Origin of the sequence: Micromonospora matsumotoense (genome assembly GCF_050951065.1) — a bacterium.
GTDB classification, from domain to species: domain Bacteria; phylum Actinomycetota; class Actinomycetes; order Mycobacteriales; family Micromonosporaceae; genus Micromonospora; species Micromonospora matsumotoensis.
This window is the reverse complement of sequence record NZ_CP192025.1, coordinates 4,539,835-4,565,405: the sequence shown is the minus strand read 5'-3', so window position 1 is coordinate 4,565,405 and position 25,571 is coordinate 4,539,835. Positions and strand designations below refer to the sequence as shown.

Annotated in this window: 21 protein-coding genes; 6 read left to right on the top strand and 15 right to left on the bottom strand. The window is 71.7% G+C overall.

Annotated features, from left to right (window positions below; genetic code table 11):
* Positions 1-125 precede the first annotated feature (125 nt).
* Positions 126-1,916, top strand: coding sequence for a DUF1996 domain-containing protein (locus ACQP1S_RS19960; protein ID WP_432897653.1), 1,791 nt, complete (start codon positions 126-128; stop codon positions 1,914-1,916).
* A 164-nt stretch (positions 1,917-2,080) separates the two neighbouring features.
* Here ACQP1S_RS19960 and ACQP1S_RS19955 read toward each other — a convergent pair whose 3' ends face one another.
* The 6 genes from ACQP1S_RS19955 to ACQP1S_RS19930 form a co-directional block, all read right to left on the bottom strand.
* Positions 2,081-3,640, bottom strand: a complete 1,560-nt coding sequence (locus ACQP1S_RS19955; RefSeq protein WP_432897650.1) for a cellulase family glycosylhydrolase — start codon at positions 3,638-3,640, stop codon at positions 2,081-2,083.
* 128 nt (positions 3,641-3,768) lie between these two features.
* On the bottom strand, positions 3,769-4,599 hold the full coding sequence (locus ACQP1S_RS19950; protein WP_432897647.1) for a LacI family DNA-binding transcriptional regulator: 831 nt from the start codon (positions 4,597-4,599) through the stop codon (positions 3,769-3,771).
* A 14-nt stretch (positions 4,600-4,613) separates the two neighbouring features.
* A complete protein-coding gene (locus ACQP1S_RS19945) occupies positions 4,614-5,918 on the bottom strand; it encodes an ROK family transcriptional regulator (RefSeq protein WP_432897644.1) in 1,305 nt (434 codons plus the stop codon).
* 66 nt (positions 5,919-5,984) lie between these two features.
* Complete coding sequence (locus ACQP1S_RS19940) at positions 5,985-6,758, bottom strand: hypothetical protein (protein WP_432897641.1); 774 nt, start codon at positions 6,756-6,758, stop codon at positions 5,985-5,987.
* 102 nt (positions 6,759-6,860) lie between these two features.
* Positions 6,861-7,886: a zinc-dependent alcohol dehydrogenase gene (locus tag ACQP1S_RS19935; RefSeq protein ID WP_432897638.1), complete on the bottom strand. Its 1,026-nt coding sequence runs from the start codon at positions 7,884-7,886 to the stop codon at positions 6,861-6,863.
* Entirely contained in the window at positions 7,883-8,200 is a 318-nt protein-coding gene (locus tag ACQP1S_RS19930) for an L-rhamnose mutarotase (protein ID WP_245722790.1), read from the bottom strand. Before ACQP1S_RS19930 ends, ACQP1S_RS19935 begins: the two co-directional genes overlap by 4 nt.
* A gap of 197 nt (positions 8,201-8,397) precedes the next feature.
* On the opposite strand from ACQP1S_RS19930, the gene ACQP1S_RS19925 reads away from it, so the two are divergent.
* Positions 8,398-9,093, top strand: coding sequence for a FadR/GntR family transcriptional regulator (locus tag ACQP1S_RS19925; protein ID WP_091252602.1), 696 nt, complete (start codon positions 8,398-8,400; stop codon positions 9,091-9,093).
* Between the two features lie 17 nt (positions 9,094-9,110).
* Here the strand turns inward: ACQP1S_RS19925 and ACQP1S_RS19920 are convergent, their stop codons facing one another.
* The 5 genes from ACQP1S_RS19920 to ACQP1S_RS19900 all read right to left on the bottom strand — a co-directional run bounded on the left by ACQP1S_RS19920 (position 9,111) and on the right by ACQP1S_RS19900 (position 15,037).
* On the bottom strand, positions 9,111-9,992 hold the full coding sequence (locus ACQP1S_RS19920; RefSeq protein ID WP_432897633.1) for an amidohydrolase family protein: 882 nt from the start codon (positions 9,990-9,992) through the stop codon (positions 9,111-9,113).
* Positions 9,989-11,314 (bottom strand): enolase C-terminal domain-like protein, encoded by a 1,326-nt coding sequence (locus ACQP1S_RS19915; protein ID WP_432897630.1) that lies wholly within the window; start codon positions 11,312-11,314, stop codon positions 9,989-9,991. Before ACQP1S_RS19915 ends, ACQP1S_RS19920 begins: the two co-directional genes overlap by 4 nt.
* Positions 11,315-11,398: 84 nt before the next feature.
* Positions 11,399-12,436 carry an ABC transporter permease gene (locus ACQP1S_RS19910; RefSeq protein ID WP_432897627.1) on the bottom strand — a complete coding sequence of 346 codons (1,038 nt, stop codon included), beginning with the start codon at positions 12,434-12,436 and terminating at the stop codon, positions 11,399-11,401.
* Positions 12,429-13,970 (bottom strand): sugar ABC transporter ATP-binding protein, encoded by a 1,542-nt coding sequence (locus ACQP1S_RS19905; RefSeq protein ID WP_432897625.1) that lies wholly within the window; start codon positions 13,968-13,970, stop codon positions 12,429-12,431. The genes ACQP1S_RS19910 and ACQP1S_RS19905 overlap by 8 nt, the downstream gene beginning before the upstream one ends.
* Positions 13,967-15,037 (bottom strand): sugar ABC transporter substrate-binding protein, encoded by a 1,071-nt coding sequence (locus tag ACQP1S_RS19900; protein ID WP_432897622.1) that lies wholly within the window; start codon positions 15,035-15,037, stop codon positions 13,967-13,969. The genes ACQP1S_RS19905 and ACQP1S_RS19900 overlap by 4 nt, the downstream gene beginning before the upstream one ends.
* Before the next feature lie 569 nt (positions 15,038-15,606).
* Here ACQP1S_RS19900 and ACQP1S_RS19895 point away from each other — a divergent pair.
* From ACQP1S_RS19895 to ACQP1S_RS19885, 3 genes are read left to right on the top strand one after another with little or no spacing between them, the layout of a single operon-like run.
* Positions 15,607-17,250, top strand: coding sequence for an amino acid adenylation domain-containing protein (locus ACQP1S_RS19895; RefSeq protein WP_432897619.1), 1,644 nt, complete (start codon positions 15,607-15,609; stop codon positions 17,248-17,250).
* A complete protein-coding gene (locus ACQP1S_RS19890) occupies positions 17,247-18,593 on the top strand; it encodes a hypothetical protein (RefSeq protein ID WP_432897616.1) in 1,347 nt (448 codons plus the stop codon). Before ACQP1S_RS19895 ends, ACQP1S_RS19890 begins: the two co-directional genes overlap by 4 nt.
* A gap of 16 nt (positions 18,594-18,609) precedes the next feature.
* Entirely contained in the window at positions 18,610-19,374 is a 765-nt protein-coding gene (locus ACQP1S_RS19885; RefSeq protein ID WP_432897613.1) for an enoyl-CoA hydratase-related protein, read from the top strand.
* Positions 19,375-19,417: 43 nt separating this feature from the next.
* On the opposite strand, the gene ACQP1S_RS19880 is transcribed toward ACQP1S_RS19885, so the two are convergent.
* Both ACQP1S_RS19880 and ACQP1S_RS19875 read right to left on the bottom strand, forming a co-directional pair.
* Positions 19,418-20,098, bottom strand: coding sequence for a response regulator transcription factor (locus ACQP1S_RS19880; RefSeq protein WP_091252582.1), 681 nt, complete (start codon positions 20,096-20,098; stop codon positions 19,418-19,420).
* Between the two features lie 55 nt (positions 20,099-20,153).
* Complete coding sequence (locus tag ACQP1S_RS19875) at positions 20,154-21,482, bottom strand: sensor histidine kinase (protein ID WP_432897609.1); 1,329 nt, start codon at positions 21,480-21,482, stop codon at positions 20,154-20,156.
* Positions 21,483-22,012: 530 nt separating this feature from the next.
* Here ACQP1S_RS19875 and ACQP1S_RS19870 point away from each other — a divergent pair.
* Positions 22,013-23,557 (top strand): non-reducing end alpha-L-arabinofuranosidase family hydrolase, encoded by a 1,545-nt coding sequence (locus ACQP1S_RS19870; RefSeq protein ID WP_432897606.1) that lies wholly within the window; start codon positions 22,013-22,015, stop codon positions 23,555-23,557.
* Between the two features lie 268 nt (positions 23,558-23,825).
* On the opposite strand, the gene ACQP1S_RS19865 is transcribed toward ACQP1S_RS19870, so the two are convergent.
* Positions 23,826-24,836: a hypothetical protein gene (locus ACQP1S_RS19865; protein WP_432897603.1), complete on the bottom strand. Its 1,011-nt coding sequence runs from the start codon at positions 24,834-24,836 to the stop codon at positions 23,826-23,828.
* Positions 24,833-25,417: a PadR family transcriptional regulator gene (locus tag ACQP1S_RS19860; RefSeq protein WP_432897600.1), complete on the bottom strand. Its 585-nt coding sequence runs from the start codon at positions 25,415-25,417 to the stop codon at positions 24,833-24,835. Before ACQP1S_RS19860 ends, ACQP1S_RS19865 begins: the two co-directional genes overlap by 4 nt.
* Positions 25,418-25,571 lie beyond the last annotated feature (154 nt).

The following is a 25,571-nucleotide window of genomic DNA, read 5'->3' as shown; positions in this document are numbered from 1 at the left end:
GGGGAGGGCTACTTCTTACCGAATCATGACGGCCCCGGCAAACATTGATCGTTCACCGGATGCCGGCCCGTACCGGTGGGGGACAGCACATCACCGGAGCCGCTCGCGGCTTTGAGGAGATTCCGATGAACCGCAGAAAGAACGGGACCCCACTGGTCCAGACCCGACCGGTCAGGCTCGCCCTGGCCGCGGTCGTGCTGGCGGCCACCGGTGCGCTCACCGTCACCTTCGTCTCCAGCGGTGGCAAGGGCACCGCGGACGCCGCCACCAGCCTGGACCAGTTCGTGCCGATCGAGAACGTGTCGCCGAACGTGCAGAACCTGAAGCCGGCCGCGGGCGGGTCGACCGGCCGGTTCACCGTGGACTGCGGCACGAACGGCAACGGCAAGTTCAGCCCGGACAACCCGGTGGCCCAGCCCGGCATCCGCAACGGCGCCGAGCACGTCCACGACTTCGTCGGCAACCTGGCCATCACCGCGAACTCCTCCAACGCGGATCTGGACGCCTCCGGCACCACCTGCCGCAACGGTGACAAGTCGTCCTACTTCTGGCCGGTGGTGCGCATCGACAAGAGCGTGCGCAGCAACAACCAGGTCCAGCAGGCCCTCGCCCAGACCCAGCCGGTGGTCGTCTGCCCCTCGGTCGGCAAGCGGCTGCGCGCCGTCCCCACCGGGGCCCGCAGCACGGTGGACCGGATGCTGGCCGAGCTGGACCGCCAGCAGGCCGCCGCGAACCAGCGGATGACGGCCAGCCGGGGACGCATCGACGCCGCGTTCAACCGGGAGGTCATCGACTCGCTGCGGGAACGCCGCGCCGCGATGATCAAGCAGATCAGCACCACGGTCACCGCCGCCGGCGGCAACCAGCCCGGCCTGGTCTCGCTGGTCGAGTGCGACATCAGCTACGACGACATGCACGCCCGGATGCCCGGCAGCGCCCACCGCGCCAGCGTCAAGGCGGCCGAGGCCGCGAACCCGCGCATTCAGTGCCCCACCGTGCGGGACAAGCTGCCCGGTGTGCCCGCGGGGGCCCTCGCCGAGGTGAACCGCAACCTCGACGAACTCGACCGGCAGATCTCCGAGGCCAACGAGCGCCTCGTCACCAGCCGGGGCCAGGGCGGCCCGGCCTTCGTCGACAACGCCATCCTCGGCCCGCTGCGCGCCAAGCGGACCGCCGTGCTCGACCGGATCGCCATCGCGATCGGCCGGCAGGCCGCCCGCCCGCAGGGCCTCGAAGCGTTCGCCACCTGCACCCTGGACCAGGCCCCGGGTGCCTCGGCGGCACCGAGTAACGCGCCGACCGCCGCCGCGACCACCGCCGCCGCACCCACCACCCCCGCCGCGCTGCCCGACCCGCAGGGTCCCAACTTCGAGCTGCCCGGCAACACCGGCGGTATCGTCCGCCCGGCGCAGGTGCTGATCGAATACCGCGGCAACCCCGTCAGCAAGGTGGTGCCGATGCCGAAGTTCCTCCGGGCCCTCACCGGCGACGCCAAGCCCACCAGCCGGGGTCCGGCCAACGCCCGCGCCACCTGGAGCTGCTCGGGCTTCGCCGACCGGCTCTCCGACAAGTACCCGATCTGCCCCGCCGGCAGCCAGGTGCAGCGGGTGCAGGACTTCCCCGGCTGCTGGGACGGCAAGAACATCGACAGCGACAACCACCGCAACCACGTCGCGTTCGCCGACAAGGCCACCGGCGCCTGCCCGCAGGGCTTCCAGGCGATCCCGCAGCTGCGGATCACCATCGGCTACGACATCGCCCGCGACGTGCAGGTCAAGGGCCAGTACGCGCTCGACTCCTTCCCCGAGGAGAACCACAACCCGTTCTCCGACCACAACGACTTCGTCAACGTCAACTCGGCCCAGACCATGCAACGCATCGCCACCTGCATCAACAAGGGCAAGAACTGCTCCTGACGCGCCGGGGCGGGAGCCTGCACACGAGGCTCCCGCCCGGGGTGGCAGGGCGGACGGGGGTGGGTGCGGCGAAGTCGCCGCACCCACCCCCACCGCTACTCCGTCGATCGCGTCACGGACCGCCGACGCCGGGTTGCTGCCGGCGGGGGAGGGCCGGGGGTCGGTTACGGCGTGACGGAGAGCAGATGGGCCCGGTAGCCCTCGCCGTAGCTCTTGGTCGGGGTGCCGTTGTAGTCCTCGATGAGCACGTTGCCACCGCTGCAACCCCACGGGTTCCAGGTCCACGCCGTGTAGCCGAGCCGGTTGCGGTCCAGCCAGGTCGTCAACCGGTCGATGTAGTCGTGGGCGCAGGTGTCCTGGCCGATCTCGCCGGCGTGTACCGGCACCTGCGCGGCCACCGGCGCGATCTGGGTGTCCCAGCAGGTCTCGGTGACACAGGCGTTGAAGTTGTACGAGTGCCACGAGGCCACGATGTTGTTGCGCGGGTCGGTCGGCTTGTAGGCCAACCACTGGGTCAGGTCGTTGGTCCAGGTCAGGCCGGGGACCAGCAGGACGTTGGTGGCGCCGGTGGCGCGTACCGCGTCGACCAGGTCCTGCATGCCGGCCACCGGGTAGTCGATGCCGGTGCAGGTGCCGCCGTCGCGCAGGCAGCGCCAGGCGGCCGTCATGTCCGACCAGTTGTTGGCGGCGTCCGGGTAGGGCTCGTTGAACAGGTCGAACAGCACCGCGTCGTTGCCCTTGAACGCGGTGGCCACCCCGGTCCAGAACTGCGGCGTGTACTGCCTGCTCGGCATGGGCTTCTGGCAGGTGGCGTTCACGTCCGGGCAGGCCGAGATGTTGCCGGTGTACGCGCCGTGGGTCCAGTGCAGGTCGAGGATCGGGTTGATGCCGTTGGCGACCAGCAGGTTCGCGTACGCCTTCACCGCCTGCTGGTAGGTGGCGCCGCTGGGCGAACCGGACAGGCCCAGCCAGCAGTCCTCGTTGAGCGGGATCCGGACGGCCCGGATGTTCCAGGCCTTCATCGCGTCTACCGAGGCCTGGTCGACCGGGCCGCTGTCCCACATGCCCTTGCCCTGTACGCAGGCGAACTCACCGCTGGCCCGGTTGACGCCGAGCAGGCGGTAGGTCTCCCCGGCGGCCGTCACCAGCCGGTTGCCGGAGACCCGCAGGCTCGGTGCGGCACCGGTCGGCGGCGCGGTCGTCGGCGGGGGCGTGGTCGGCGGGGGAGTCGTCGGCGGTGGGGTGGTGGGCGGTGGGGTGGTGGGCGGTGGGGTGGTTGTGGGCGGGGGGGTCGTCGGGGAGGGGCTGACCGTCCCGGTGCAGGTCGTGCCGTTGAGCGCGAACGACGTGGGTACGGGGTTGACGCCGCTCCACGCCCCGTTGAAGCCGATCGTGGTCGATGCGTCGGTGCTCAGCGAGCCGTTCCAGTTCAGGCTGGCCGCCGACACCCGGGTGCCGGACTGCGACCAGGTGGCGCTCCAGCCCTGGGTGACCTGTTGGCCGGCATTCGGGAAGTCGAACGTCAGGGTCCAGTTGGTGAGCGCGGAGCCGAGGTTGGTGATGGCGATGTTGCCGCTGAACCCGCCGGTCCACTGGCTCTGCACGGTGTAGGTGACCGCGCAGCCAGAGGCCGCGGCCGACGCGGGAAGGGTGGCTGCGGTCAGGCTGGCGGCCACCAGGGTGCCGGCTGCTGCCGACGCCAGCAGGGCATGTCGACGTGTCATGAAGCTCTCCTAGATATAGCGGGGAGCGTCGATGGGAGCGCGTCTGCGAGCTTTCTTTATGAGCCTCACTAAGTCAAGCGTATCGATACGCGTTTCGATGAACTGCCAGGTGGACCGCACATGTCGACCTATTGTGGCGCGGTGGTCGTCTCCCGGGCGACCACGGTCTCGGTCGCGCACCAGCGTTCCGGCGCCGACCCGCCGTCGATCAGCCGCAGCACGGAATCGCCGACCGACTCACCGAACGAGTGCACGTCCAGGCTCATCGTGGTGAGGGCGGGCGAGGCCAGGCGGCACAGGCTGGAGTCGTCCCAGGCGATCAGGCTGACGTCGCGGGGGACCCGGTGGCCCAGCTCCTTGACCGCGTGCAGGCCCGCCACCGCCATCAGGTCGTTGTCGTAGATGATCGCGGTGGGTGGCTCGGGCTCGGTCATCAACCGGGCGGTCAACCTGGCCCCGGACTCCGCCGAGTAGTCCCCCTCCACGACGACGGCGTCGACGGCGGCGGCCAGCATGGCGGTGGTGCGGGTCCGGGTGTGCAGGAGGGTGCCGGGCCCGGTGATCCGGGCAATCCGGTGATGCCCGAGACCGACCAGATGCGCCAGGGCCGCCCGCATCGAACCGACGTCGTCCCGTCGTACCGCCGGGGTGCCGTGGGTCGGCTCACCCGCGACCACGACGGGCAGCCGCAACTCCCGCAGCACCGCCGGCCGGGGGTCGTCGATCGACGGGTTCACCAGCACGATCGCGTCGACCAGCCGCTGCTGTGCCCACCTGCGGTACGCGGCGATCTCGGCGGCGTGGTGGGCGACCACGTGCAGCAGCACCGACCGGCCGTGCGCGGCGAGGCGTTCCTCGATGCCCGCGATGAACTCCATGAAGAACGGCTCGGTGCCGAGCAGCCGGGGTGGCCGGGCAAGGACCAGGCCCACCGCGCTCGTCCGCCACGCGTCGTCCATTGCGCACCCCCGGGTCAGTCAGCTTGCCGATTCGGTGAGCCGGGCCCGCTCCTCGGCCCGTGGTCGGGCGGGCGCGACCCGTGGCTCAGTGGGACGAGTTCGGATTCGAGGATCAGGGCGGCGGCGCCGATGGCCGAGGCCGTGGCGGCGGAACGGGAGAGCCGTACGTCGACGGTGTGCGTGCCCCGGGAGAAGGAGGCGCGCAGTTCGTGCCGGACGATGGGGAGGTAGACCGACCCGGCGGCGGCCAGACTCGGACCGGTCAGCACGAGCACTTCGAGGTCCATCAGGTTCGCCAGGGTCCGGGCGGCCGTCCCGACGTGCCGGGCCGACCGCTCCAGCAGCGCCAGCGCGTGCGGCTCGCCCCGGCGGGCGGCGCGGCTGATCGCGGCGAAGTCGGCGACCACCGAGGGTCGCCGGACGCCGACCGTGAAACCCACCGCCCGGGCCGCCGCCGGGTCCGACCGGGCGGCGGCGACCACTGCAGCCGGCCCGGCCAGCGCCTCCACGCACCCCCGGGCGCCGCACCAGCACCGCGGACCGTCGGCCGACACGCAGACATGGCCCAGTTCACCGACGTTGCCGCTCGGCCCCCGGTAGGTGATGCCGTTGATGACCAGGCCGGCACCGATGCCGGTGCCCATGTAGAGGGCGGCGGCCGAGGTCGCGGTGCCGAAGCCGCCCGTCCAGTGCTCGCCCAGCGCCGCCGCGGTCGAGTCGTTGTCCAGCACCACCGGCAGCGTCGTCGCGTGCTCCAGCGCCGGGCCGAGTGGAAACCCGGTCCACTGCCGCATGGCGGGGGCGAGCCCCACGTCCGGTGGGCCGCCGATGCCTCGGGTGGCGTCGACCGGGCCGGGGAACACCACGCCGACGCCGAGGATCCGGGTGTGTTCCACACCCACACCGTCGATCAGCGCGGCGATCTCGGTGGCGATCCGGGCGACCACCACCCCCGGCTCCTCGGCGCCCGCGCCGGGGCGGGAGATCCGGGCCACCACCGTCCCACCCAGGTTGGTCAGGGCGTAGGTGATGACCCCGTGGTCCAGGTGGACGCCGACGGCGTACCGGGACGCGTGGTGGAGCTGGAGCAGCACCTGCCGCTTGCCCCCGGTCGACTTCGCGTGCCCGGTCTCGACGACCAGATCCTCGTTGATCAGCTTGCGGACGAGGGTGGAGATGGTCGGCGCGGTGAAGCCGGTGGCCCGGATCAGGCCGACCCGGCTGATCGTGCCGGCCGCCCGGATCGCGTCGAGAACAACCGATTTGCTACTCGCCTGGGGTTTGCTCGCTGCTGGTCCGCTCGCTGCTGGTCCGCTCACTGCTTCTCTGCCAGGGGCTGTTAGGTCGGCCGCCCAGAGTATACAAGGATCCCGATGTCGCCGGGCTCAGCTGCGGCAGATGGCCGTCGCGTCGTCGGTGGCGACGCCGTGCCGTGCCTCGGCCTCCCGGACCCGCCGGATGATCTCGGCAGGTCCGTGGTCCAGCAGGCGCAGCAGCCCCGCCCAGTCGGTGAGCCCGAAGGTGTCCACGAGCCGGCTCGCGCCGTTGCTCAGCAGCGCGGCCCGGTTCACCCCATTTGCCGGGCAACTGCCGGTGACCGCCTCGTCCACGACCTGCGGGTCGTCTTTGGCCACCCAGAAACCGCCTGGGTTGTTGCGGTGCCCCCGCAGCTCGCGTAGCAACCGCCGGTGCTCCTCGCTCCCCGCGTCGATGCCCACCAGCCGGCGCTCGAAGGACCGAGCGATCACCACCTCGCGCGGGTCGTGGGCGACGACCGGCGCACCCGATGCCCGCCCGACGACCGCCACCGCGTCCCCGAGGACCAGGTGCTCGACCAGGTCGCCGGAGAACCGGAGCATCGCCACGGCCGCGTGCGGGCTGCTCGGGTGGGTGACGTCGCAGGTGCCCCGGTGGATGTCGGTGACCTGCGCGATGCCTTCGGCCAGCACCGCCCGCAGGCTCCGGTCCGCCGACAAGCCGCCCAGCAGGGTGCCACCGAGCCGGCTGGCATACCAGGCCACGCCGTGGCGGCAGACCTTCTCGGCCCCGGCGATGCCACCGGCGCCGTCGACCAGCACCAGACCGGCCGGCACGGCACCGGCGAAGTCCTCATTGGTACGACCGGGATGTCCCGCGTCGGTCGCCAGCACCACCCGCACGCTCTGATCATCACACGGTCGGCCCCGCGCGGCCCAGGGAGTCGGCCGACCCCTCGAGTTTCCGCGGCCACCGAACTGGTCGCCGGCCGGGGCCGGGCGGTTTCACGTCGTACCCCCGCAGTCCACCAGCACCTTCACCTCGCCGCCGGTGGCCAGTGCCCGGAACGCCTCGGACACCTCGGCCAACGGCACGATCCGGGTGATGAGCCGCGCGGCGGGCACCAGCCCGGCGTGCACCAGCCGGACGGCCTCGGTGTAGTCCGCCCGCTCGTAGACCCGGACGCCGATCACCTCCAGTTCGCGCCAGAAGACGCGGTGCAGGTCCACCTCCCGTGGGGTGGGATGGATCGCCACGACGACCAGCCGACCGCGCGCGGCGAGCAGGTCGGTCGCGGTGCGGACCCCGGCGGCGGACCCGGACACCTCGAAGACCACGGCGGCACCGGCCCCGCCGCTCGTCTCGTGGACGTGTCGCGCGACGTCGACCGTTGCCGGATCGACGGTGTGCAGCCCGAGTTCGGTGGCGAGTTCCCGGCGACGCGGGTCGAGTTCGAGCACGGTCACCTCGGCGCCGGTGGCCCGGGCGACCGTGCCGATGAGCAGGCCGACGGGGCCGGCGCCGATGACCACCGCGTGTTCACCGGCGGTGAGCCGGGAACGCCGTACGTCGTGCACGGCGACCGCGGTCGGCTCGATCAGCGCGGCGTGGGTCAGGGGCAGCTCCTCGGGCAGTGGCACCAGGATCCGCGCGGGCACCGTCCAGGAGCGCTGCATCGCGCCGGGCGAGTCGATGCCGACGAAGGTGAGCCGGTGACAGATGTGGGTGTGACCGGCCAGGCAGGCGGCGCACCCACCGCACCAGTCCAGTGGCATCACGGTCACCGGATCGCCCACCCGGTGGCCCTCGACCCCCGGGCCCAGCTCGGCGATGCGGCCGGACATCTCGTGGCCGATCACCGCCGGCACCCGGACCCGCTGGTCCATCGCCCCGTGCGCGATGTGCAGGTCGGTGCCGCAGATGCCGGTGTACGCGACGTCGATGCGGACCTGGTCGGGGCCGGGCGGCACGGTGGCGGTCCCCTCGACGACGAAGGTGTTGTTGCCGACGTAGTGCGCGCTGCGGTTCACGACGGCTCCCCGGTCAGGTGCCAGACCTCGTGCATCGGGGCCCACCAGTGCCCGGAGCCGGGTTCGGCGAGTGATTCCTGGCACGGATCGGTCAACGTCCACCAGGCCTGCGTCTGCGGGTCGTCGGCGATGCGGCGCTGGTCCGCGTCGTGGTCCTCGCCGACGTACTCGTAGTAGCCGAACAGCAGGTCCTGATGCAGGAAGATGCTGTAGTTGCGGATGTTCGCCGCGCGGAGCGTCTGCTCGACGTCGGGCCAGACGGCGGAGTGCAGTCGGAGATAGGTTTCCCGTTGATCCGGTCGGAGCCGGATCACCCAGCCGTAGCGTTGCACGTCATGCCTTTCCGGTGGGGGTGTCGGTCGGCCGGTCGGCCGGGTGCGGTGCGGCACCCGCGCCGGGTGACCGCAGCAGGAAAAACATCCGATGTCTCTATATTGGGGTGGGCTGTCGTCGCCGGCCACGGGGGGACCGGCGTGGCGACGCCTGCCGCACCGGCCAGAGGGGGACGTGGATGGCACTGACCGACGACGCGATCGCGAAGATCCGGAGCATGGTCCAGAGTGGTGAGCTGCCGCCGGGGGCCCGGCTGCCCCCCGAGCCGCAACTGGCCGAGCAGATGGGGTTGTCGCGCAGCGGGGTCCGGGAGGCGGTCAAGGTCCTCGAATCGGCCCGGGTGCTCGACGTACGACGCGGCGACGGGACGTACGTCACCAGCCTCGCCCCCCGGCTGCTGCTGGAGGGCCTGGGCGTCGCGGTGGAGTTGCTGCGCGACGACACCCTGCTGGAGGTCATGGAGGTGCGGCGGCTGCTGGAACCGATGGCGACCGGACTGGCGGCGCTGCGGATGACCGACGCCCAACTCGACGACCTCAGCGGCATCCTGGAGGAGATGCGGGCGGCGGCCGACGACGCGGAGAAGCTGATCCGGTTCGACACGGCCTTCCACCACACCGTCGTCGCGACCACCGGCAACGAGACCCTCACCTCGCTGCTGGACGGGTTGTCCAGCCGTACGTTGCGGGCCCGGGTATGGCGGGGGTTGATCGAGAGCAACTCGGCGCACACGACGATCGAGGAGCACCACGCGATCTACCTCGCGCTGCGCTCGCGCGATCAACTGCTCGCCCAGGCGAGTGCGTTGATGCACGTCAACACCTCCGAGGCGTGGCTGCGTACGGTGCTCGCCGCCAAGGCGACGGGTGCGTGACCCCGTACCGGTCGGGATCACGCGGGCTGCGCCGGGACAAGGTGCGCGACCCGGGGTGCCAACCGGTAGGTGCGCACGGCGGTGCCGGCGAGGATCTCGTGCCGTTCCCGGGCCGACAGCGGGGGCAGCGCCGCCGTCAACGCCCGGAGCACTCCGGGATAGTCCGACCTGAGCAGGCAGACCGGCCAGTCCGAACCAAACATCAGACGCTCGGCACCGAACTCCGCGATGGCCACCTCGACGAAGGGACGCAGATCGTCCGGTGACCAGTCCGGTCCGGCCTCGGTGACCAGGCCGGACAGCTTGGCGGTGACGTTGGGGTTGGCGGCCAACGCGGCCAGCGGGCCGCGCCAGCTCCGCAGACCCGCCGTACCCTCGTCGATGCGGGGTTTGCCGAGGTGGTCGAGGACGAACCGGAGCTGCGGCACCGCCCGGGCCGCCCGGGCCGCCGCCGGCAGTTGGTCGGCCCGGATGACCAGGTCGAACGCGAGCCCGGCGCTGGCGAGCGCGGCGAGCCCCCGCCGCACGTCGGGTCGGTCGAGATAGTCCGGGTCCGCCTCCCCCTGCACCTGCGAGCGCACCCCGGCCAGGAACTCACCGCCCCGCAGCCGGCGGTACCACTCGACGGTGGCGGGCACGTCGTCGTCGGCGACGTCCAGCCAGGCCACCACCGCGAGGATCGACGCGGTGTCGGCGGCGTGGCCGAGGAACTCGGCCGCCTCGTCGGGATGGCAGCGACCGCCCTCCACCAGCACGGTGCCGGTCACCCCGGCGGCGGTGAGTTCGATGGTCAGGTCCGCCGGGGTGAACGGCCGCCGGATGGCCGCGAGTTCGGGTGCGGCGAGCCAGGCGTAGCCGCGCTCCGGCCGCCACAGGTGGTGGTGCGCGTCGATGATCATTGCATCGGCGCTTCCGCCGCAGCCCCGGTGCCGGCCCACTGTGGACCGTCCGGGAACCGGAACGCGGCCAGGGAGGTCGGCAGGATCTCCGCGCTCATCCCCGGGGCGGTGGGTGCCAGGTACCGCCCGCCGGTGACGCGGACCGGGTCGACGAAGTGCTCGTGCAGGTGGTCGACGTACTCGATGGCCCGGTCGTCGGTGCTGCCGCTGACCGCCACGAAGTCGAACATCGCCAGGTGTTGCACCAGTTCACACAACCCGACCCCACCGGCGTGCGGGCAGACCGGCACCCCGAAGTGCGCGGCGAGCAGCAGGATCGCCAGGTTCTCGTTGACCCCGGCGACCCGGCAGGCGTCGATCTGCACCACGTCGACGGCATCGGCCTGGAGCAGTTGTTTGAACACCACCGCGTTGTGCACGTGCTCACCGGTGGCCACCCGGATCGGGCTGAGCGCCTTGCGGACCGCGGCGTGCCCGAGCACGTCGTCCGGCGACGTCGGCTCCTCGATCCAGTACGGGTCGAACGCGGCCAGCTCGCGCATCCACCCGATCGCCTCGGGCACCCCCCAGATCTGGTTGGCGTCGACCGCGAGGCGGATCTGGGGTCCGACGGCCTGCCGGGCGATGCCCATCCGGCGTACGTCGTCGGCCAGGTCCCCGCCGACCTTGAGTTTGATCAGCTGGTAGCCGTCGCGCACCGCCTCGGCGCAGAGCCGGGCCAGTTTCTCGTCGTCGTAGCCCAACCAGCCCGGCGTCGTGGTGTACGCCGGATACCCCTCGGCCCGCAGCCGCTGTTCCCGGGCGGCCCGGCCGTCGTTCGCCCGCCGCAGCAGCGCGAGCGCCTCGTCCTCGGTGAGGGCGTCGCGCAGGTAGCGGAAGTCGACCTGCGCGACGAGTTGTTCCGGGGTGAGGTCGGCCAGCAGTTTCCACAGTGGCTTGCCCGCCCGGCGGGCGGCGAGGTCCCACACCGCGTTGACCAGGCCGCCGGCGGCCATGTGCACGACCCCCTTCGCCGGGCCCAGCCAGCGGATCTGACTGTCGCCGACGAGCCGGCGGGCCAGTGCCCCCGGATCGGCGACCAGCGCGTCGACCGGCTGGTCGATCACCATCGCGGCGAGCGACCGCACGGCGGCGACCTGGATCTCGGTGCCGCGTCCCACGGTGAAGATCAGCCCGTGCCCCTCGGCGCCCGCCGAGGTCCGCAGGACGACGTAGGCGGCGGAGTAGTCGGGGAACGGGTTCATCGCGTCCGACCCGTCGCGGTGCACGGAGGTGGGGAAGCGGACGTCGATCGTGTCCACCGAGGTGATGCGTTCAGTCACGGTGACTCCTGGGATGGGAACGGTCGGCGGTCTGCTGCCCGCCTCGTGGGCCTACCTCGTGGGGTCCCGGCGGACCGGGCCGGTTCAGGTCTGTGCCTTGCCGCCGGTGATGCGGGAGACCACCAGGGCGACCAGGATGACGGCGCCGTTGAGGAAGTTCGTCCACTGGGCGGGCACGCCGGCCAGGGTCAGCACATTAATGATCATGAAGAGCAGCAGGACGCCGGTGAACGCGCCGAAGACGCTGCCCTTGCCGCCGTTGAGGCTGACCCCGCCGATCACCGCCGCCGCGAACACCTGGAAGATCGCGCCGTCGCCCTGGGCCGCCGGCACCGCCGCCAGCCGGCCGCTGATCAGCAACCCGGCGAGGGCGGCGAGCACGCTGGCCACGATGAGCGCGATCCACAGCACCCGGTCGGTACGGATGCCCGCCGCCCGGGCCGCGTCGGCGTTACCGCCGATGGCGTACAACGCCCGGCCGGCGCGGGTGTGACCGAGCACCACGATCCCGACGGCGAACAGCAGCAGCGACACCCAGATCGAGGCCGGTATCCCGAACCAGCTGGTGGAGCCGAGGTACGTCATCGACCCGGGCAGCGCGAAGAAGGTCTGTCCGCCGGAGATGCCGGTGAGCAGTCCCCGCAGGATGATGAGCATGCCCAGCGTCACGATGAAGCCGTTGAGACCGAACCGGACGATGAGCAGCCCGTTGAAGGCCCCGACGAGGGCGCCGACGAGCAGCACCACCGGGACCGCCCAGGCGTCCGGCAGCAGGCCGAGCCCCAGACCCCGGGTGAGCGCGGGATCGATGACCAACCAGGCGGCGATGCCCGGGGCGAGCCCGAAGGTGGACTCCAGCGACAGGTCCATCTTGCCGGTGATCAGCACGATGGTCTGCGCCAGCACCAGGATGGCGATCTCCGACATGCTCTGCAGCACGTTGACGATGTTGTCGGTGCTCAGGAAGACCGGGCTGATGATCCACCCGACGATCGCCACCGCGATGATCGCCGGCACCAGTGCCAGGTCCCGCAGCCGGGCGAGGGCCAGGTGCCGCGACGGCGGGCGGGTCGGTGGTGGCACCGGAGGCGACGCCTTCCCGGTGGACAGCGTTTCAGACATGGTGGAGGTCCACCCCTTCCATGGCGGCTACCAGATCGTTGTCGCTCCAGCCGTGGGCCATCTCGCCGACGACCCGACCCTGGAACATCACCAGCACCCGATCGCAGTTGCGCAGATCGTCGAGTTCGTCGGAGACCACCAGCACGGCGGCGCCCCGCCGACGCACGTCCTCGACGACCCCGAGCAGGGTCTGCTTGGACCGCACGTCGACCCCGGCGGTCGGCGTGATGAGCACCAGCAACTGCGGGTCGTTGGCCAGCGCCCGGCCCATGACGACCTTCTGCTGGTTGCCGCCGGACAGCTCGGAGACCGGCACCTGCGGCCCGGCCGCCTTGATCGTCAGGTCGGCGATCGTGTCCCTGGCCAGGGCGTCGCGACGGGCCGGCGAGATGAGGCCGTACCGCCCGACCCGGTCCGGCACGGTCATCGTGACGTTCTCCGCGATGGACAGCGACGGCACCAGACCCTCCCGGTGCCGGTCCTGCGGCACCAGCCCCACACCGGCGGCGAGGGCGTCGGGCACACTGCCCGGCCGCAACACCCGACCGGCGAGGGTGACCGTCCCGCCCGCCGGGCGGGCGAGGCCCACCATCGCCTCCGCGACCTCGACCTTGCCGCTGCCGCCGCCACCGGCGATGCCGACGACCTCGCCCGCCCGGGCCTCCATCGACAACTCGGCGCCGGACGAGGTGACCAGGTCACGCACCGACAGCAGCACGGGCGCGTCGGACGTCAGCGGTCGGCGGCCGGCCTCCGGCATCGTCACGTCCTCTCCGGTCATCGCGGCGACCAGTGCCTGCCGGCTCAGCTCGGCGACCGGGGCGGTGACGATGTGCCGGGCGTCGCGGAAGACCGTGACCCGGTCGCACAGCTCGTAGATCTCCTGGAGGTGGTGACTGATGAACAGGAACGTCACGCCGTGCGCCCGCAGGTCGCGGATCCGGGTGAACAGGCGGTGGATGCCGGCGGCGTCGAGCTGGGCGGTCGGTTCGTCGAGGATGATGAACCGGGCGCCGAAGGACAACGCGCGGGCGATCTCCACGAACTGCCGCTGCTCGACCGAGAGCGTCGAGGCCGGCTGGCGGACGTCGACCTCGACCGACCAGGCGGCCAACAGCTGTTCCGCCTCCCGACGCAGGCTCGACCAGCGGATCAGTCCGCTGCGGGAGCGCGCGTGCCGGTTGAGGAACAGGTTTTCCGCCACGGTGAGGGTGGGGATGATCGTCGACTTCTGGTAGACGCACGCCACCCGCTGCCGCCAGGCGTCGCGATCCGCCAGCGGCGGGGCGGGACGCCCGTCGAAGGCGACCGCGCCGCCGTCGGCGGCCTGCAACCCGGTGAGGATGCTGACCAGCGTCGACTTGCCGGCGCCGTTGCGCCCCACCAGGGCGTGGGTCTCACCGGGGCGGACCATGATTCCCGCCCCGGACAGGGCGAGCGTGGACCCGAACCGTTTGGTGATGTCGACCGCCTCGACGACGGGCCGGTCCTCGCCGACCGGCCCGCCGCCGGGGCGGTGCGGGGTGGCACTCATGCGTTGCGGCCCCACAGCGACGGGTCGTCGAACTTCACGGTGGGCTGCCCCCCGATCGGTGCGCCGTCCAGGGTCACCAGGGGGGCCGGAAGCTGGTCCTCCAGCAGACCCTCCCGCACCTGGATGATGGTGCTGCCGTGCGCGGTGGGTCCGGGCTGGAAGGTCTTCCCCTCGATCGCCGCCTTGGCGTACTCCAGCCCGTATCTGGCGTAGAGGTCGGCGGGCTGGCTGACGGTGGCGTCGATCAACCCGCCGCCGATGTTCTTCAGCTCCTCGGGGATGCCGTCGTTGGAGACGACGAAGACGTGCTTCGGATCGGTCGGGGGCACCTGGAGCCCGCGCTGCTTGAGGATCTGCAGGGTGCCCGACAGCGCGAACGAGGACTGCATGTAGACGCCCTTGATGTCCGGGTCGGACGCAAAGCGGGTCTGCAGCTTCGACGCCGCCACGTCGGCCTTCCAGTCGGTCGCCTCACCGAAGACCTTGATGCCGGGGAACTCCTTGCCCATGCACTCGTTGAACGCCTCGGTGCGGTCCCGACCGTTGATCGAGTCCAGGCCGCCCTGGAGCATGACGACCTTGCCCCGGCCGCCGAGCTTGGTGCCCAGGAACTGGCACGCCTTGGTGCCGTAGGCGCGGTTGTCGGCGCGTACCACCATGAACACCGTGCCGCTGTCGGGCCGGGTGTCGATGGTGACCACCGGGATCTTGCGGCTTTCCAGTTGGCTCAGGGTCGGCGCGATGGCGGCGGTGTCCTGCGGGGCCATCACCACCCCCTTGACGCCCTGGCTCATGAAGGTCTGGGCGTTGGAGATGAGGTTCGCGATGTCGTTCTGCGAGTTGGTGGTCTTGAGTTCGACCCCCAACTCGTCGGCGGACTGCGGCACATACTTGATGTAGGAGTTCCAGAAGTCGGTGTCCGAGCGGGGGTAGTCGACCCCGACGAGCGGCTTGCCGCCACCCGATCCGGTCGCGTCGCCCGACCGGTCACCGCAGCCGGCGGTGAGGGCGGCCGTCGCGCCGAGCAGCACCGTCAGTCCCGCGCTCAACAGATGTCTGTGGTTCATCGTGTTCGCTCCGTTCCTCAGGGAGTGTCCGGAGCGGGTCGCCGCAACCCGTGGGGATCGTGGCGGCTCCCGCGTCGGAGGGGCTGCGCGGATCAGACGGTGACCGTCCACAGCGGGGTGGTGGCGCTGTGCCTGCGTTGTGGCAAGACATCAGACGTTAGAGTTTTCAATGTCCAGCGTCAATGCCTGGCATGTCGATCCCGAGTGCGGGATATCCCGGCGGTGTGCCCGACTCCCCGGATTGGGTGGCGGACAGACGTCCTATCAATGGGCTCGCGGCAGCCGTCAGCGGGCCGAGGGGTCGGCCGGGCGGCCCTCGCCGGCAGGCGCGATCGCGAGGACGCGGCGCGGGGGCGTCGTCCGTGCGGTGCCGGAAAGAACGTAACATCGATGGCCGTATTTTTTCTGGTACGCGCCGGTGCGCGCGCCGCCCCACGCCCCCTCCGCCGCCGGGCCGCCCCGGCCGCAGTGGTCGTGCCGCGCCCCGGATCTAAGAGATTTCCCATCTGCATTGGCGAACATCGATCCTGATCGCCGCGCAGGGCGGCTGGTCAGAACAGGAGCAGCCCATGTCCGTACGACAGCCCCGCACGATCGACGACCCGGCGACGCGCACCCTCCCCACCGCGCCGGACGGCTGGCGGGGACCCCTGCTGGACCAGCTCCCACCACGCGAACGCCGGCTCTTCCACCGGTTCGGCCAGGGCCCGCTGACACCCGCGCCGGACCTGCGCATCCACCAGGCGTTCGCGCACTGGGCCGCCACCACCCCGGACGCCGTCGCGGCCGAGCACCTCGGGGTACGGATCGGCTACCGCGAGCTGGACCGCCAGGCCAACCGGCTCGCCGCCCGGCTCGCCGCCCTCGGCGTACGGACCGGGGACACCGTGGGCGTCTTCGCCAGCCGGTCCATCCCGATGCTGGTGGGGATCCTGGCGGCGCTGAAGGCGGGGGCGGCCTACGTCCCGCAGGACGTCCGGGTCGCGCCCACCGCGCAGTTGCGGCAGGTCGCCTCGGCCGCCCGGTGCCGGGTGGTGCTGACCACCTCGGCCACCCTGGACGCGGTGCCGGCGCTGCCCGGGGTGGCCCGGCTCGCGGTCGACGAGGTGATGGCCGAGCCGCTGCCACCGGGCCGGCACCTGACCGCCCCCGTCCCGGACCGGCCGGTACGCGCCGACGACGGCTGCTACGTGCTGTTCACCTCCGGCACCACGGGCACCCCGAACGGCGTCACCGTCACCCACGGCAACGTGGCCAACATCCTGCTCACCGCCCCGGGCAACCTGGGGATACGGCCGGGCCGGCGGGTCGCCCAGCTGCTCAACGTCGCCTTCGACATGGCGGCCTGGGAGATCCTGGGCTGCCTCGCCAACGGTGGCACCCTGCTCGTGCGCGACCGGGACCTCACCGCCACCGCCGCCCGCGCCGACGTGGTGATCGCCACCCCGTCGGTGCTCGGCCGGATCGACCTGGACCGGTGCGACCGGGTACGGGTGGTCGCCGTGGCGGGGGAGCCCTGCCCGCGCCCGCTGGCCGACCGGTGGGCCGCCGGCCGGGTCTTCTACAACTGCTGCGGGCCGACCGAGACCACCATCGTCAACACCATGCACCGGCACCGGCCCGGCGGGGCGCTCACCATCGGCCGGCCGACGCCGAACAACACCGTCTACGTCCTCGACGCCGACGGTCGGCCCTGCCGCATCGGCGAGGTCGGCGAGATGTGGGCCGGCGGCGGCTGCGTCTCCGCCGGCTACCTGGACAACGCCGCGCTCAACGCCGAGCGGTACGCCCCGGACCCGTTCCTGGGTGGCGGCCGGCTGATGTTCCGCACCCGAGACCGGGGCCGCTGGCGTGCCGACGGGGAACTGGAACACCTGGGCCGCACCGATGACCAGGTGAAGGTCCGGGGCTTCCGGGTCGAGCTGGACGCGGTCTCCACCGTGCTGGAGACGGTGCCCGGTTGCCGGCTGGCGGTCACGCTCCGGCTGACCGACCGGGACCTGGTCTCCTTCGTCGCCCCGGCGGAGTTGGACCCGCAGCGGTGCCGGGACACGGTGGCCGCCGCGCTGCCCTACTACTGCGTGCCGGCGGCCGTGCACCCGCTGGCGGAGCTGCCGATGACCGGACGGGGCAAGGTCGACCGGGACGCGCTGCGCCGGACCGCCCTCGACCTGCGGTGGCAGTGGGCGCACATCGAGGAGGCGGCGGCGTGACCACCACCCCCCTCCGATCGCAGCCGGCCCCGCCCGCAGGCCCGCGTACCGTGGCGGCGACCGCGATCGGCGACGTGCCGCCACCGCCGGTCTCGGCGCTGCGCCGGATCCTGGCCCATCCCCGGTTCATGCACCACCACCGCCTGGTCGCGGCGGTCGGCGCGACCAACCTCGCGTTGCTGGCGTACGGGCTGACCGCCGGCTGGTGGAGTGGCCCCGACGCGCCCGACGCGCTGGGCTCCGCCGCACTGGCGAACGTGGCGCTGGCGGTGCTGGTGCGCCAGCAGTACGTGGTCAACCTGCTCTTCTGGCTGGCCACCCGGGCGCCCACCCACTGGCCGCTACGGGTCCGCGCGACGCTGGGCAAGGTCTACCACTTCGGTGGGTTGCACGTCGGCGCGGCACTGGCCGGGACCGCCTGGTTCCTGGCGCAACTCGGCGCACTGACCGTCGGCGACGGATCCGCCGGGGCGCTGGTCACCGGGTACGCCGTCGCCGTCCTGCTGCTGGCGGTCGTCGGCACCGCGCTGCCACCGGTGCGGGCCCGCCGGCACGACCTGTTCGAACGCACCCACCGGCTCGGCGGTTGGGCGGTCCTGCTGCTGCTCTGGGTGCAGGCCGGCTTCCTGGCCGGCGGGCCGGCCGCGCTGGCCGCCTCCCCGCAGGGCGGGGTGCTCGCGGTGCTGACCACCAGCATCGTCCTGCCCTGGTTGCGGCTGCGCCGGGTGCCGGTCGTGGTCGAACGCCCCTCCGCGCACGTGGCGCTGGTCCACTTCGACCACGGGGTGACCCCGTTCCCCGGCTCATCCACCGCGGTGAGCCGCAGCCCACTGTGGGAATGGCACTCCTTCGCCAACGTGCCGACGCCGGGCCGCAGCGGATTCCGGCTGACCGTCTCCCGGGCGGGCGACTGGACCGGGCGGTTCATCGACGACGCGCCGGAGCGGGTCTGGGTGAAGGGGATCAGCACCGCCGGGGTGGCCAACATCGAGACGCTGTTCCGGCGGGTGGTGTACGTGGCGACCGGCAGCGGGATCGGCCCGGTGCTGCCGCACCTGCTGGCCGAACAGGTGCCGGCCCGCCTGGTCTGGGTGGCCCGCCGGCACCGGGAGACCTTCGGTGCCGACCTGGTCGACGAGATCCTCGCCCACCAGCCCGACGCGTTGCTGTGGGACACCGCCCGCGACGGCAAGCCCGACATGCTGCGGCTGGCCTGGCAGGCGTACCGCGAGTTCGACGCGGAGGCGGTCATCTGCATCTCGAACCGCCCGCTCACCTGGCAGGTGGTGCGGGGCATGGAGGAACGCGGGGTGCCCGCGTACGGCGCCATCTGGGATTCCTGACGACATGGAGGCGACGATGAGGATCACCGTGGAGAAGGACGACCGGGTGGTCACGGTGCGGCTGTGCCGCCCCGAGGTGCGCAACGCGCTGGACACGGCGCTGCTGACGGAACTGGTGGAGGCGCTGCAACCGCTGGACCGCGATCCGGGCGTCGGCTGCTTCGTGATCACCGGATCGGAGCAGGTCTTCGCGGCCGGCGCCGACATCCGGGAGATGGCGGGCAAGTCCTTCCTGGACGTGGCGCTGGAGGACCACTTCGCGGGCTGGGACGCGTTCGCCGCGCTGCGTACCCCGAAGATCGCGGCGGTGGCCGGCTACGCCCTCGGCGGCGGGTGTGAGCTGGCGATGATGTGTGACCTGATCTTCGCGGCGGAGAACGCCCGGTTCGGGCAGCCGGAGCTGCGCCTGGGGGTGATGCCCGGCATCGGCGGCACCCAGCGGCTGACCCGGCTGGTCGGCGTGGCCCGGGCGATGGACCTGGTCCTCACCGGGCGGCAGCTCGACGCGGCGGAGGCGGAGCGGTACGGCCTGGTGTCGCGGGTGGTGCCGACGCAGCGGCTGCTGGCGGAGGCCCAGGCCGCGGCGGCGGTGGTCGCCGGGCACCCGAAGCTGGCGACGCTGCTGGCCCGGGAGGCGGTCCGGCAGGCCGAGGAGGTCGGCGTGCACGCCGGGGTGCTGTTCGAGCGGCGGGCCTTCCACGCCCTGTTCGCCACCGAGGACCAGCGGGAGGGCATGGCCGCCTTCCTGGACAAGCGCCCGGCCCGGTTCGCGGGCCGCTGAGCCGCCCCGGCGGCCCGGGACCCGCCGGTCCCGGGCCGCCGCCTCACAGCGCGCCGATCTGGTAGCCGAGTCCGTGCACCGTGCGGACCACCCGGTCGCCGAGCTTGCGCCGCAGGTAGTGCACGTACGTGTCGACCACCGCCTCGGTCCGGTCGGCACCGAAGACCCGCCCGCGTAGCTGGCTGCGGCTGTGCACCATCCGGGGCTGGGTGGCGAGCAGCCGGATCAGCTCGAACTCCCGCCCGCTGAGCGTCACCTCCCGGCCGTCGGGCAGCCGTACCCCCCGCTGGGCCAGGTCGAGCTGCCCGGCCCCGATCGGGATCAGCTCGGCCCCGTCGTAGCGGCGACGGGTCAGCGCCCGGACCCGGGCCATCAGTTCCGGCACCTCGAACGGCTTCGGCAGGTAGTCGTCGGCGCCCGCGTCCAGGCCCCGGATGCGCTCGTCGGGATCGGCCAGGGCGCTGAGCATGAGCACCCGGGCGGCGACCGCGCAGCGCCGCAGCCGGATGAGCAGGTCGACGCCGTCGATCGCCGGCAGCCGACGGTCCAACATGATCACCTGGTACGGGCCGCGCAGGGCCAGGTGCAGGCCCCGTTGGCCGTCCCGGGCCAGATCGATCCGGTACCCCGCCTGACGGAACAGCTCGACCAGCATGTCGGCGAGTTCCGCGTCGTCCTCGACGAGCAGCAGCGGGCCGTGCGCCGGGGCCGGCGGGTCGGTCATCCGTTCATGGTCGCACCGAATCGGGCGAAGGTTGACCGGTGGAATATTTCGCCGGTCAGAATCTGCTCCACTCGTGTTCCTGCGCCGACCGGTCGCGGTGGGCCCCCCACCAGCAGAAGGGCCACCGGGCCGCGCCGGGGTCGACGTCCGGTGGCGGTGACCCGGCCCGCCCCCCGCCGCGCACCGGCAGCCGTACGGTGAAGGTGGCTCCCGTCCCCGGCCGGCCGGCGGCGCTGATCGTGCCGCCGTGCGCGGTGACCACCTCGCGGATCAGGGCCAGCCCGAGCCCGACCCGGCGGTCCCCGGCCCCGGGACCCCGGTGGAACCGGTCGAAGATCCGTTCGGTGTGCCGGGGGTCGAGCCCCCGGCCCGAGTCGCTGACCACCAGCTCGACGTGGCCCGCGGACGCCGGACGCAACCGCACCTCGACCCGACCATCGGCCGGGGTGTGGTGCAGGGCGTTCGTCAGCAGCTCCGTCACCACCCGGCGCAGCGCGGGCCCGACGCCGTGGACCGGGACCGGGGCGTCCGCGCCGGCAACGGTGAGCGTCACGCCGTGTGCGGCGGCGCGCGGCGCGTCGGCCTCGACCGCGTCGACGACGAGCGCGGCCAGGTCGACCGGAGCCGACGGCCGGGTCACCGCCGACGGGTCGGCCAGCCGGGCCGACAGGAGCAGCTCGTCGACGATCTCCCCGAGCAGCCGGGTGGTGCGCAGCAGCCGGTCCAGGTCCTGCCGGTCGGCTGCGGTGTCGGTGCAGGTCGACCGCTGCGCCAGCAACTGCGCCGCCGTGTGCACCCGGGTGATCGGGGCGCGCAGTTCGTGGCTGGCGTCGGCGACGAAGCGACGTTGCCGGTCGAGCGCCTCGGTCAGCGGCTGCACCGACCGCCGACGCAGCCGAAGGTCGGTCGCGGTGGCCGCGACCAGGACCGCCACCGCGGCAGCCGACACCCCCCAGAGCAGGTATTGCCGCTCGGCGAGCTGGAAACGGGCGTCGAAGACCACCTGGACCACCTCGTCGCCGCGCAGCTGCGTGCGGACGTGGTAGACGGTGCCGTTGCGGGCCACCTGGTCGACCTGCGGGCGGCCGGTGCGGGCCACGGCATGGATGGCCGCGTGCTGCGGGAAACCGGCCGGCGGCGCACCGGCGTGCCCGGTGTCGCTCGCGCCCCCGAAGATCCAGGTGCAGCCGGACGGGTCGGCCGGGCGGCCGTGCACCATCGCCCAGTCCAGCTCATGGCGGATCTTCGCCCCCTGGACGTGCAGCAGGGCGGCGTACGCGAGGCCCCCGACCAGCGCCAGCAGGGCGACGGCCAGCAGACCGACGGCAAGCCCCGTGCGGGGTCGGGCGCCGGTGGACCGCTGCACCCCGCCGGTCAACGACACAGTGCTTCCGCCCCGTGCCTGCGTGCCCGGGCGCGCCCTCGTCCGCCCGCGCGGCCACCGACCCACATCCATCGAAGATGACACACCACCCATCGGATCGGAAGGGATCCGGGTCTCCTCCCGGATGGCGGGGCCCGTGGTCGGGGGCCGGAGTCGGTGTCCGTCCGCAGCACATGCGTGAGCGTTAACATTCCGCTCGAGATCACCCTGGTTGCGCCGGCCAGCGGGGTGGTGGCCGGCGCGGGCAGGCCTGCTGAGCGGCCCTTGAGCCGCCCGAAATGCTCTGGTAACATCGCCGGATCTGAATGGGTCCCGGCCGGCTCATTCGCCCCCACCTGCCCGCCCACGCAGTAATCGTCGAATACCTGTCGATGTGAGCGTTCACATTGCCCGGTCGGTTCCTGTCTCGACGAAGGAGCGCCCGACGAACGCGGGTCGACCACACCACCCCGGCCTCGGCGACCGTGTCACCGCAGGCCACCGCGCAGGGACCCCGAAGCTCCACCCGTCCTCATGAAGGAGCACCCTCCATGCATCTCCAGGCTGACCAATCCGGTCCGGCGTTGCGCCGTGCCGGCCTGCGGCGTCGGCGATGGTTGCTACCGGCGGCCACCGCGATCCTGACCGCCCTGAGCGGCGGGATCGTCGTCGCGACCAGCACGACCGAGGCCGCCGCCGCCACGATCGACACCGGCGCCTCGTACGTGCTGGTCAACCGCAACAGCGGCAAGGCCCTCGACGTGTACAACCTGGCCACCACCGACGGGGCCCGGATCACCCAGTGGACCCGCAACGACGGCAGCCAGCAGCAGTGGCAGTTCGTCGACTCCGGCGGCGGCTACTACCGGCTGAAGTCGAGGCTGTCCGGCAAGGTCCTCGACGTCTCCGGCAAGTCGACCGCCGACGGCGGGGCGATCGTGCAGTGGACTGACAACAACGGCACCAACCAGCAGTTCAGCATCCAGGACATCGACGGCTACATTCAGCTGATCAACCGCAACAGCGGCAAGACCATCGAGGTGCAGGGCGCGGCCACCACCGACGGGGCCAACATCGTCCAGTACGCCGACTGGAACGGCACCAACCAGCAGTGGCAGCTCGTCCGGGTCGGTGGCACCACCACCCCGCCGCCCACGACGACCCCGCCGCCGGGTGGCAACTGCACGTTGCCGTCGTCGTACCGGTGGTCGTCGACGGGTCCGTTGGCCAACCCGAAGTCGGGGTGGGTGTCGCTGAAGGACTTCACCGTCGCGCCGTACAACGGCAAGCAGCTCGTCTACGCCACGACGCACGACTTCGGCAATACCTGGGGCTCGATGAACTTCGGCCTCTTCACGAACTGGTCGGAGATGGCGTCGGCGTCGCAGAACGGGATGAACTCCGGCACTGTCGCGCCGTCGTTGTTCTACTTCGCGCCGAAGAACATCTGGGTGTTGACGTACCAGTGGGGTGCGGGCGCCGCCTTCTTCTACCGGACGTCGAACGACCCGACGAACCCGAACGGGTGGTCGGCGGCGCAGGCCATGTTCACCGGGAGCATCACCGGCTCGGGCACCGGCCCGATCGACCAGACGGTGATCGGTGACGGCCAGAACATGTACCTGTTCTTCGCCGGCGACAACGGCAAGATCTACCGGGCCAGCATGCCGATCGGGAACTTCCCCGGCAACTTCGGCTCCAGCTACACGACCATCATGAGCGACACCTCGGAAAACCTGTTCGAGGCGCCGCAGGTCTACAAGGTGCAGGGCCAGAACCAGTACCTGATGATCGTCGAGGCCAGGACCAGCTCCTGGGAGCGCTACTTCCGCTCGTTCACGGCGACCAGCCTGAGCGGCACCTGGACGCCGAACGCGACGACCTACAACAACCCGTTCGCGGGCAAGGCCAACAGCGGCGCGACCTGGACCAACGACATCAGCCACGGTGAGCTGCTGCGCACCAGCGCCGACCAGACCATGACCATCGACCCGTGCAACCTGCAACTGCTCTACCAGGGCCGTTCCCCCAGCTCCAGCGGCGTCGACTACGGCCTGTTGCCGTACCGGCCGGGGCTGTTGACGCGGCAGCGCTGACGGCCCGCCGGCGGGCCACGGAGGTTCCCGACCTCCGGGGTGACCCGACGTAGGTCGCCCAGAGCGATCAACTGAACAGCACCTGCACCACCGGTCGGCAGGGCCCGCACAGCGGGCCCTGCCGATCCCTGTGCCAATCAGGCCGAGTTGCATCTGAGGCGACTATTCGACCTTCCGTTCTCAGCGCGGCGGCGTGGACGTTCTGGCAGGGTTGCATGCTCGTTCGGGTCTGGCGCGGGCGAGTGCTTGCTGCGTCCCGGTCCGCCGCTCAGGGATGTGGGGTAGCAGGCGGCTGGCCGGCGCTGCGGACGATGTCGCGGTAGACGGCGAGAGCGGGCTTGGGCCGGTAGGTGTCGGTGACGATGCCCAGTGTCCCGGTGGGTTCCGTGGAACTGCTGTCGGCGTCCCTGAGGCTGAACAGTTCGTAGTGGGTGATGTTCAGAGACTCCTGTTCGGTGAGGATGACGCCGAGCATGTCCGACAGTGAGTCGCGCTGTGCCTGCTCGGTGCGGGGTGACCCGCTCGGGGTGCCGTTCTCGACGATGTGGAGGGGAGTGGTGGGCGGGATGTGCGCGCGGGGCAGCGACCGACCCCGCACGTGGTGCAGGGCGTGGGTGGTGAGGGATGCGGTATCTCCCGGGTTGCCCCGCGGCGCGACGGGCGAGAAGGCGTCGGGGTACAGGCCCAGGCCGACGTAGTCGACGTGGGCCGCGAAGTCCTGGTATGGCACCGAGGACAGGGACGACCAGAACTGGTCGTCGCCGCCCAACCATTCCGGTGGTTCGGCGACGGAGAAACCGATCCGCACGTGCTGGAGACCCCGCCGGTCCAGTGCGGTGCGGGCGTGCGGGACGCCGAAGGTCAGGGCTTCGAGCACGCCGGGTGCGCTTCCGTCGATGAGTGGGATGGGGAAGTTAGGCTCAAGCGTCACCTGGAGGTACCGCGTCAGGTGACCGTAGCGGTCGATGACAGTGTCGAGGAAGGCCAGCCATCCGGAGAGGTCGGCGGTCCGGGGGAGGTAGCTGAGCACGAGGTCCAGTTCGCGGTTTCCCTCGACGTACCATCCGTCGGGCATCGTGAGGTGCGCAAGTTCGTGTTCGGCTCCGAGTGAGGTGACCACGTCCGGCGGTGTCGCGTCGCCGAAGAAGTGCACGTACTCGCGGACGACGAAGGGGCGACCGCCCGCGATGTCGTCGACGAGGTGGCGGATCGCGGCGACATCGGGTGGGTGGGAGCAGACCGTGCCGGCCCGCCCGCCCGGATAGATACCGAACTTCACGCTTGCGCACTCCGATGCTGGTCGGTTTGCTGGGCTGGCCAGCTGATCTCGTGTGACCGGATCCGCCGTACCAGGTTCCTGATCCAGGCGACTTCGGCGGCGACGATGGTGCGCCAGTAGGCGACTTCGAGCATGTGCACTTCGAGTACGTCACCGTCGGGCAGCCCCGAAAGGGCAGCCAGTTCCTGGTCGAGCCGGTCGGCGCGACCATCCAGGATGGACGCCGCCTGGTCGATCGGGAGAACTCCGACGTAGGCGACCGCCATGACGAAGTCCACGGACGCCGCTACGGAGTCGCGCACCCCGGCCTCGACCCTGTGGCGGAAGTCGGCGAGGCCCGCCGAGGTCAACTCGTAGGCCGTACGCGGTGGCCGGTTGCCCACTCGTTCGGGGAGCCGGGAGGAGATCAGGCCTGCCTTCTCGAGCGTCTTCAGCAGGGACGTGACCGTGCTGCGGGTGACCGAGAGGTGCCCGTACCGCTGGCGTAGGCGTGTCGTGATGTCGTAGCCATGCGCCGGCTCCTCGACGAGGAGCCCGAGCATCGGCAACACCAGGCTGTTCTGTGTCGCGTTCGAAGGCACCCGAACAGCCTATAGGCGTATACGCCTAACCGCACAGTTGAGTCGGACACCCGAGACGAACGGCGGGGGTCGCGCATCGCTACGTCGATCACGTCAGCTCGACGCCCGCACATCGGCCAGATCCGGACGCCGCGGGGTCGACCAGCAGGTGGAG